Origin of the sequence: Nocardia sp. NPDC049190, from assembly GCF_040648115.1 — a bacterium.
In the GTDB taxonomy this organism is placed as follows: Bacteria; Actinomycetota; Actinomycetes; order Mycobacteriales; family Mycobacteriaceae; genus Nocardia.
On record NZ_JBEZDE010000121.1, the window covers coordinates 1 to 1,151 of the forward strand.

2 protein-coding genes are annotated in these 1,151 nt (G+C 62.9%); both read right to left on the reverse strand.

Translation table 11 applies throughout. The annotated features are described in order from the left end of the window. Positions 1-167: 167 nt before the first annotated feature. Positions 168-743, reverse strand: a complete 576-nt coding sequence (locus AB0B25_RS32165) for a hypothetical protein (RefSeq protein ID WP_357187624.1) — start codon at positions 741-743, stop codon at positions 168-170. Between the two features lie 216 nt (positions 744-959). Continuing rightward, positions 960-1,151, reverse strand: a 192-nt coding sequence (locus AB0B25_RS32170; RefSeq protein ID WP_357187627.1) for a hypothetical protein, incomplete at its 5' end; no start/stop codon positions are given.

The window sequence follows — 1,151 nt, forward strand, 5'->3', positions numbered from 1 at the left end:
TCGGGGCCCATGACCGACCAGAATCGCCTACGACATCGTCGATACAGCTACCAAAATTCCCGACACCGTGGACCGCGAGAAGTCCTGGGAATTCGCCGTCCGACAAGAAGGATGCCTTGTGGCAGAGCCGACCAGAAGATTTCCCCCCGCGGACTTGACCGGCGAAATCATCTCCGGCCGATAGTCGAAAATCGACAGACCGGCGGACCGGCCACGCCCACATCACCGACCGACCCGCGACACCACATCCGACACCAGACGCCGGGCCGACGCGGTGGATTCGAGTTCGGGATAGGAGAATGAGGAAACTCAGCGATTTCTGCGTAGCCATCAGGGATATTTTGCGTAGACAGATCCCAAGAGGTGCGCATTCTGCGACGGACGGCTGGCGAAATCTCGCGCAGGCCATCAGGATGGGCGCACGAGAAATCGAGAGAAATGATGGTTCCTTTTCTCTCTAAATGGACAAACATAACCACGGTCGGAGCAGTGCTCAGCGAGTGCCTGGTAACGATGAGAACCACACCCCCCATCTGGTAGCGAGATCCAGGTCCGGTAACAGCATCTTTGTAGGGGTAGTCCACTACACGAAACCTGATCACCCCCAATCGAAGGCGTTCGGCGGCTGCGATGTCGAACAAGGTCAGCTCACGCGGCCGCCGCGCAGCGGCGGCGAGCAGTTCGGCGCGCTCACGGGCCTCGCAGGTCGGGCTGATGCGGCGGGCGACCGACTCTGGTGACATGAGCCAGCCGTGACAGCGCCGGCAGTGCACGACCAGTCGCACCTTGGGCTGCTCGTCAGTCTCGGCTATATTGGCCTCCCTCCCCACCACCAGCAGATGTGCTGACAGCCTCGCATGCGGGACCGACACAAATAGTGCTATGCCGCCCCGGATACGGGGGTTCGGGGAGCATTCGCCGGAATCCGGTGCTAAGGATTTATGGCAGATAGCGGCGCACTATGTGCCATAGATCACGGGTCGTCCTGGTCTAGCGGAACCGTCAGCCGAGGTGAGGGAAACATGTGCTCGCAGCCGCAGCCGCAGCCGCAGCCGCAGCCGCAGCCGCAGCCGCAGCCGCAGCCGCAGCCGCAGCCGCAGCCGCAGCCGCAGCCGCAGCCGCACCCGACGCCTGCGCCCGCGACAGCGCCG